We start from the raw sequence: 5,897 nt of genomic DNA, 5'->3' as shown, positions 1-5,897 counted from the left end.
TGCAACATGTTTGCGGTATCCTTTCCCTAACTTCTCTACCATTTTCACTGTAATCCCTTATATACCAAGGGTTTAGGTACTTTTCTATTTACTTTTATACATATTAACCAACTTGCAACACGTTTGCGGTATGCATTCCCTTATTTTTCTCACAAGATGCAACACTGTTTGCGGTATCCTTTCCCTACGTTCACTCTATAAATGCCAACAATTCCTTTTATATCAATGCTAATTATTACAATTTATTTTTAATGATTGCATTCACTAACTTGCAACATGTTTGCGGTATCCTTTCCCTAACTTCCCTGCCATTTTCACTCTAATCCTTTATATACCAAGGGTTTAGGTGCCTTTTCACTTACTTTTATACATACCACACAACTTGCAACATGTTTGCGGTATCCTTAACACAAAAAAAATTCATGAAATTCTCTTATCCCTTGATACAACTAGCTTTATAAGGTGTTGCAAGTTGCTATTTTTCTTCTTAAAGGAGCACCTTTCATCATTTTTCGATTTGCTATAATCAAAATTGGTATATTTTATAGTATTTTGGCATATATTTCTGAATTTGTAGAACGGAGGTGAAAAAGATGGGGAAATCATTTGTGATACGTAATCAACGTAGCTTAAATGGGGAAACAACAAACGCAGTTTTAGTAACACTAAAATCTTGGCAAAAGCTTGTGGAAGCATTTGAGGAGAAATACTACAGCTATAAAGATACATATTTGGAAGATGTTCTGCAGCACATGACATACGAAGGTCGCATTGCTGACGTAGAAGGCTTTGTCGAAAAAGCTAAACCATCTTTTTCACGTCGCGCAATGTCTACACTTGCAGAAAAAGCGGGAAGAAAGCATAAATTATACGGCATTACAAATGCTGATCTAGAAGTGTTCTTATATCTACATAAGAAATGCTTTACTAATGGTGTTATTCCCAATGTAACAATACATATGATGTGGGAAGATTACAAGCAATATAAAGAAGAGCTTGCATACATTCAGCATTCTCAATTCTATATCGCTTTGAAAAAGTTAAGCTTACATAACATTATCTCTATTGAAAATGGCCTAGATGGCCGATATACAATCAAACTGACTCATTTTATGAACGAGGAAACAGAAAAAGCAAATCCATACGTATATATTAGTCCTGTTGTATTTACAAAGGCTTTCTTTAAACTATCTGTAGCGGCTAAGAAATTATTCTTAGACATTGCGATGCAACAACATACAGAAACAACATTAAAGCGTTCTTTGGACAAGCAAGACGAAAGAGGAAACAAAACTCACTTCGGTGGGATGTATCGTTTCTTACATAAAAAATATCCGCATCAGATTCGTGCGGTTATCGAGGAATTAACAACTGCATTACCATGTACAGGGAATCCCCTATTCAAAATTTGTAAAATGCAAAAGGGTGTAAAGCATACAAAACGATATACGACACTATATCTGTCTATCCATTCAGACTTCTTATGTTCGAAAGAAGCTGGAGAAGAACAACATAGGGATCCATTTACACCAAAAGCTACCTATGCACGTAAAGCGAAGTTTATCGAAGCAATCCTACAAGAGATGAATATCGGTGAACTATCTGCAGACATGAATAAATTCATTCATGTATTAAAGCATACTTGTCATCGTCAGATTCGTAGTGTAGTTCGTGGCCTTCGTGATATGGTTGATCGCAAAGAAGGATACCCTACAAAACTTGTATATACATTGAAAAAACTATTGCATCAAACATCACAATATCAAATTCTCGATACTGCAGCAAAAGAAGGTATCTACCCTCTTATTGCGCAGCACATACCAAAAGAGAGAAATAGTGACCGTGAGCAAGCTATCTTTAATTTTGGTTTACATTATTCTATGTACTCTCTTCACAACATTAAGAAGATGTTTAAGAATGTGCATGCACTACTGAAGCAGAAGTTTGCGGTACCAGTGACGGAAGAGTCTTATCACCGTAATTATCTAAAATACCAGGAAGAAACGTTATTTAGGAAATATGCATATGATCAGGGTGTTAATCTCCATGCATATATCGCTTTAGAAATTGAAATGCGTGAAAAACTAAAAGTTCGTGGTCATAAAGAACGCACGATCCCAAGTGATGTACGTGAATGGTTTATCGAGGCAATTGATAAGCTGCCACAAGAAAAACTTCGTGTTATTGAACTACCAAAGCAGTTTAATTTACTAGAGTTTATGCGTACCTTCGAACGTTTAGTACGTGCTGGAGTAACAATAACAGCTCCAGATCAGGTGCTAAACGAAATGGAAATAAAATAATAGTAATGAGCTCTCTATTTTTGAAAAAATCGAAAGTGGAGGGCTATTCGTGTTTGTTTCATTAACACCCCTTTTCTACTACTCTACTTATAAATACCAAATCGACAGGACTTCATATAAAATGGAGTCTTTTTTTATGCAATTCTATACAAATTCAATTCTAGCAATATATAACTCTCCACATAACACCAGGAATTATTCTTCTAATCTATTAAAACCTATCTTATAATACCTACAAAAAATCAAAAGGAAAATTATAAAAATAGTGGATATGCGGACAAATATGGTTCAATGTGAATATAATCTTTCTATAATCATTGTAATTACTAATGTTGTTGTATTTATCTAATAAAAATCATCAATAATAATGTGAGTTATGTGCAAATACTGTGTAATGTTAACAAATAACTACATTTTCTGAACAAAATGTGGATAATTGAACGCTAGATACTGCTGTATTTTACAAAATAAAGAAAATACAGCCTATTTCTATAGTTGGATAAATATAAAGTGATTTGTATCAATTTCTTTCCGATTTCATGTAGAAACATGTGATTCCCTTTATGCTTTTTTGTAGAATTGATAGTCTAATAATCATTGAATTTCCGGATACATTTTCTACTATTTATGATTTTTTACGTTCCGACATCAAATTTCCCCTTGGGGGAGTAGATCTTTCCCCTATTTTTGATAACCTATAATAGTTTTATCTTTATTTCTTTTTAATATATAAGATATATATTTATAATAGATTTTTAATACAGCTAGTATGCTTGTTAATAAGATGTCCGACCTAATTGAAAATATTTGTAAAATCCGTTATAATAATGGTAATTAAACATATCATTACTCCCATGTAAAAAGACAAATCTACGAATCCTTATTAGGACAAGATTTGTCTTTTTGTCATTGAAAATAAAAAACAACATATCAAAAAGGAAATGAGTTGTTTGTCCGTTTTCCTTTTTGCTATGCCAGCAACCGAGCATAGCAAAGGGCGGTAGCAGGTCTTTCACTTATTTTTTGTTTTAATATATGATAAGGAATTAGGTAATTATAATGAACGAGGGCATTAGTTTAGAAGTAGCATTAGAAGCATTTTCTGCTTATTTAGAAGAAAATGGACGTAAACAATCTAGGATTGAACGTTATACTTACGATATTAAAGGTTTTTTAAGTGACTAAGAGCAAATGAGAAGCTCCTACATATCAAATCATGAAGTGAACTACCTAAAGAACATTATTAGGAGTATTTCTATGAGCTAGAAAACAAGGCACAGAATATGGCCGTTGTTAAATAAATTGAACATGTCTTTAGTGATAGATACTTCAGTAGATGATTTTCAGCTCTCCTTAATTTCTGATCAATCACTAAGTGATAAGGATTTTATTACCGAAGCAGAAAAAAAACCATTAAAACAAACTACCCTTTCAACAAAAGGATTAACAGAAAGACAAGTTGAATATCGCCCTCTTATTATGGGTAGAAACGCTTCTATAATAAATTTAGTAGTAAACTATAGGTTGTCCTTACAAGAGCTTGTATCGCCTAATATGAGCCATATACAGCTTGCTAGGAACACTATAATTGTTCCATGTGAAAATGGAGCTACTAGATCTGTCTTCTTAACAGTTGAAGATACACAGCAACTTTACAAATATTATTCAACTAGGCCTGAACATGTAAGGCTTAGACGGTATACAAATAATCCTTTGTTTATAGCATTTAATGTTAATCAGGGAAAATATCGTTGAGTTTACGAAAAAGATGCGCCAAAGGCTTTGTCTGAGGTTGCAATACAAAAGATGATACGACTTGAATTAAAACGTGAAGGGTTGAATAGACGTATCTTGGCGCAGCAAATGCGAAATACATTCATTGTTTGTCTTATTAGGCAAGGCTCTTAATTACTGTTATCACGAGAGGTTTAGAAGTGTATAAACAAGCGATTAGCTGCTTATTTATCTGTATTAGCCTAGATATTTTGTAATGTCAGTGAGATATCAGCCATCATAGAAGTGTTTCTACTCCAACCTAGGAAGCCAAGATATCAATAGGTTTTGTACGGTTCTCTAGCAGAATCTCAGCAATTGTATTACATAATAGTGTCAACGGACTATCTTTTCCCCACTGTAACCTACAAAACAACAATCTCGAGATAAATAGACTTTTTTCATTTCCTCTTTAATTTCTCTATAAGTATTCATCATTATAAAACATGCCTCTTCTTTTCTACATAGAAAAAGAGAGTCCCTTGCTATATGAACCCTCTCTTATGTATATCCTCTATTTTTAATCAATCACAATTTCATGTATATTTAGCTTGTTTAATTTTTCATTATAGAAACTCATTACTTTTTGAGCATGTTGAGCCATTAATCCATCTTGGACAGTAAGTGCTTCAAAATACGGATAACGAATGTCTGTAACATAACCATTCAGCTTCACGTATTGTTCTAAAATCAATGAGAACTCCTCAACTAATTTACGACAAGATTTGTGCAGAATTAAAAGGTTATGAATTTTAGGGGCTGTTCTACCGTTTAGTGTAAGAAATTCTTTTAGAGGTTTCCCAACACATTGTTGACTATGGTAACAAATAACTGAGGCAGGGAAAGGTTTCATGTGAGCTAAGTACCTAGCAGAATCTAAATTAGATTTTGCAATGAATAGCCACTCTTCTAGATCCTCAGTATTTTTCATATAAAACTTGCCCCCCTAGTGCAATTTTGTATTCCATGGTTACATTACGGTTAGCACGTTCTTGAAACTCTTCAGGTCCATATACTAAAATATCAACTGGTGTTTCCATCACATCGTAAATACCCCAATTGATAAGATTAATCACTTCTCTTTTTCTTGATCCTACACCATCCACAATAATACAAAGATCAAAATCACTATCTTTATTTGGTGTGCCATAAGCATGAGAGCCAAAAAGGATAATTTTTTGGACAGAAGATACGGTTTCACAAATTTTTTGTACTAATAGGTTTAGCTCTCTTTGTATTTCCTCGTTAATCCAAATCACCCCTCGGAAAATAGAATTATATTGACGTTTAAGTATATTATACATGCGCTTCCCTTCTCCTTACTATTACATATTTATTTTCATATTGTGCCCTTGTTTCCCAACGTCCTCCAATGCTTAATAACATTTGTAAATCTTCTTGAAGTCTTGTTATAACCCATCATCACAGATATCTTATTCCTTAACTTGGTGAAGGACGAAAGTCCAAAGGTAAGTGAAAGTTAAATTAGGGGTTACTTGTAATAGAATGGTTTGTTCCTCTGTAGTTGTATATGAAGCAATGTTCTGTATGTAAATACCTCTAAAGACCACCTTTCCAGTGGTCTTTAGAGGTACTGTGCAATTTAAGTTTTTTAGAAAGCTTTTGTTTTTAATAATAGTACCTTGGAGGTAGTGGCTGTGGATTAAGTTCTACAAAAGTACAAGGAGGTAGTGGTTGCGGGTTGAGCTGTACAAAATTATCCCATGACCCATATGGAATATACTGCATAGGATTTGGTGTAAATGATGTATACACCTGTAGATGACAACACGGAACTATATGCATTAATATTTCATCTCC

Annotated in this window: 4 protein-coding genes and 2 pseudogenes; 2 read left to right on the top strand and 4 right to left on the bottom strand. The window is 33.5% G+C overall.

From position 1 onward, the window contains the following. The first annotated feature begins 593 nt into the window (after positions 1-593). Together MR107_RS28960 and MR107_RS28955 are read left to right on the top strand one after the other, a co-directional pair. Positions 594-2,303, top strand: a complete 1,710-nt coding sequence (locus tag MR107_RS28960) for a hypothetical protein (RefSeq protein ID WP_242293072.1) — start codon at positions 594-596, stop codon at positions 2,301-2,303. Positions 2,304-3,362: 1,059 nt separating this feature from the next. Further along, positions 3,363-4,205: pseudogene (locus MR107_RS28955) on the top strand (integrase); the annotation flags it as partial. A gap of 136 nt (positions 4,206-4,341) precedes the next feature. Here MR107_RS28955 and MR107_RS32085 read toward each other — a convergent pair. The 4 genes and pseudogenes from MR107_RS32085 to MR107_RS28940 form a co-directional block, all read right to left on the bottom strand. Then, a pseudogene (locus tag MR107_RS32085) lies at positions 4,342-4,514 on the bottom strand (phosphoadenosine phosphosulfate reductase family protein); the annotation flags it as partial. 82 nt (positions 4,515-4,596) lie between these two features. Next, positions 4,597-5,007 carry a HEPN domain-containing protein gene (locus MR107_RS28950; RefSeq protein WP_000798819.1) on the bottom strand — a complete coding sequence of 137 codons (411 nt, stop codon included), beginning with the start codon at positions 5,005-5,007 and terminating at the stop codon, positions 4,597-4,599. Further along, positions 4,994-5,380: a nucleotidyltransferase domain-containing protein gene (locus tag MR107_RS28945; RefSeq protein ID WP_242293071.1), complete on the bottom strand. Its 387-nt coding sequence runs from the start codon at positions 5,378-5,380 to the stop codon at positions 4,994-4,996. The genes MR107_RS28950 and MR107_RS28945 overlap by 14 nt, the downstream gene beginning before the upstream one ends. 325 nt (positions 5,381-5,705) lie before the next feature. Continuing rightward, positions 5,706-5,897: hypothetical protein (locus MR107_RS28940; RefSeq protein ID WP_242293070.1), on the bottom strand; the 192-nt coding region annotated here is incomplete at its 5' end.

This window comes from Bacillus cereus group sp. BfR-BA-01441 (assembly GCF_022663075.1).
Taxonomy (GTDB): Bacteria; Bacillota; Bacilli; order Bacillales; family Bacillaceae_G; genus Bacillus_A; species Bacillus_A cereus.
Note: the sequence above shows the minus strand (reverse complement) of the source record. Positions and strands in the feature narration are given on the sequence as shown.

Coding starts and splice junctions, on each gene's coding strand:
- MR107_RS28950 (WP_000798819.1), bottom strand. CDS start 5,007: ATGAAAAATACTGAGGATCTAGAAGAGTGGCTATTCATTGCAAAATCT.
- MR107_RS28960 (WP_242293072.1), top strand. CDS start 594: ATGGGGAAATCATTTGTGATACGTAATCAACGTAGCTTAAATGGGGAA.
- MR107_RS28945 (WP_242293071.1), bottom strand. CDS start 5,380: ATGTATAATATACTTAAACGTCAATATAATTCTATTTTCCGAGGGGTG.